Below are 1,730 nucleotides of genomic sequence, written 5' to 3'. Positions count from 1 at the left end.
AGTGCCATGGTGAAAAGCGCAATAACAAAGAGTAAAGCTTTTCTCATAAGGTATTTTAGTTTAGTTGATGTGTAAAGAAAAATTATTTATCGCACTTTTCAAAATACCCGAAACTTTATCTACAAAAGCACTATACCCAGGCAGCTGTCTGATGCCCAATTTGATCAAACAATCAAATTAACTTTTCTTTTTCTTCAGATAAAGTAACATCCATTTCAGCCTGTTGCTGAACAAAAGCTGTTTTCATGTACAGCAAAGACTGAAACAGGGCTTTATCTTCCAGTCCGAACTTTTCAATTGTAAGCTGAACAGCAGTATTAGGCACCAAAGCAGAATTACTCGGCCTCAAAGCAGAAAACTGAACACTGAAGCGGTCAAACATAGGCTTGAGCTGCATCCAATAGGCCACTTCTGCAGAACCTCCCAAGTAAGCAATATTGGGTAAAATAGTCTCCTCGTAGATAGGTCTTAATACGACATTAGGACTGAACCACTCTGGATGGGCTTCCAGCATTTCTCTGAGTTCCTCCTCTACGAAGAAAATCGATCTGTTCAAGACCCTGTGTACAATTCAATTTTTTCAACCCGGATTATGCATTAGGGTTCGTAGTGAGAGATCAAAACACAAAATAATCAGGCATTTAGCGAATGAAGCATAGTCATCTCTATGGTGAATGAGCTAAATGCAGTGAAACGATTGATTATAAAGTGTTTTGAGCTCGTAATAGAAGTTCTAATGCATATTTCGGGTTCAATGCGCTTTCAAAATCCTTCTTCCATGTAGAAGAGGCTGTTTTCTCTGGACTACTGTTGTTTTAAATACTCATTTTTAATGACATAAAAAAAACAGCGCCCAATAGACGCTGCTTTTTTTATTATGAAGAAAGTTTACTAGTTTACTTGATTAGCGCTTTACAAGGACAGTTGTACCGTCGATGTTATTACCGTTATCTCTCCAGAACACGGTCAATGTTCCTGTATCAGGATCCCAAGTACCAGGCTCTTCCACATTAGGTGGCACAAGACCAAATTGTGTACTTCCAGGACCTACCCAAGTAATCTGTCTACAAAGGTCATTGAAGATACCTTCTTGGGTCGTACTGAAACCAAATGATGCATACAAACCGGCAGAAACATCAGAAATGATCCAGTTGAAGTCAGAATTTGGAGCTCTCCTTACAGTTACTTCAGCTGAGAAGGTACCAAATCTCGATGTTGAAGTAGCATCCCATACATCATCTGCAGTAGAGATATTGGATGGACATACGATAGGTACATCATACCTGAAGGGTGAACGATAGAAGAAACCACCCTGAACATCAGGAGAACGGTTTGTGTCAGAGAATACCCTACCAAACCTATCAGTAGCTCTTAATCTAAATTCGAAAGCATCACCACCTGCCAAATCAGCAAAGGTTACACCCAAAGCTTGAACCACCTGAGCAGCAGATATACGGAAAGTACCTCTCAGATATCTGGTCGTAGGGTGATTGGGGTTTTCTGTTGCTTTTTGGAAATCCGCACGGGTCATGGTACCAATTTGTACCTGATTGACCTGCCCACCGGATGCAGCAGGAATAAATTCAAAACCTACTCCTGGTATCAGCCTTCTGTGTCTAACGAAGATTTCAACTGTCTCTAAAGTTTCACCTTCTTCAGCATCAACTGCCTCAACTTCTACAGAGAATTCCGCACTTTGAAGGTCGAAGAAATTCCAGTTGATATTCTGT

2 protein-coding genes are annotated in these 1,730 nt (G+C 40.5%); both read right to left on the bottom strand.

Features of this window, described 5'->3' with window-relative positions; genetic code table 11:
- Positions 1–172 precede the first annotated feature (172 nt).
- On the bottom strand, positions 173–556 hold the full coding sequence (bshC, locus tag B879_RS20655) for a bacillithiol biosynthesis protein BshC (RefSeq protein ID WP_009187171.1): 384 nt from the start codon (positions 554–556) through the stop codon (positions 173–175).
- A gap of 348 nt (positions 557–904) precedes the next feature.
- A partial coding sequence (locus B879_RS23020) for a hypothetical protein (RefSeq protein ID WP_051012727.1) occupies positions 905–1,730 on the bottom strand: 826 nt, incomplete at its 5' end.

The organism is Cecembia lonarensis LW9 (assembly GCF_000298295.1).
Taxonomy (GTDB): Bacteria; Bacteroidota; Bacteroidia; order Cytophagales; family Cyclobacteriaceae; genus Cecembia; species Cecembia lonarensis.
Note: the sequence above shows the minus strand (reverse complement) of the source record. Positions and strands in the feature narration are given on the sequence as shown.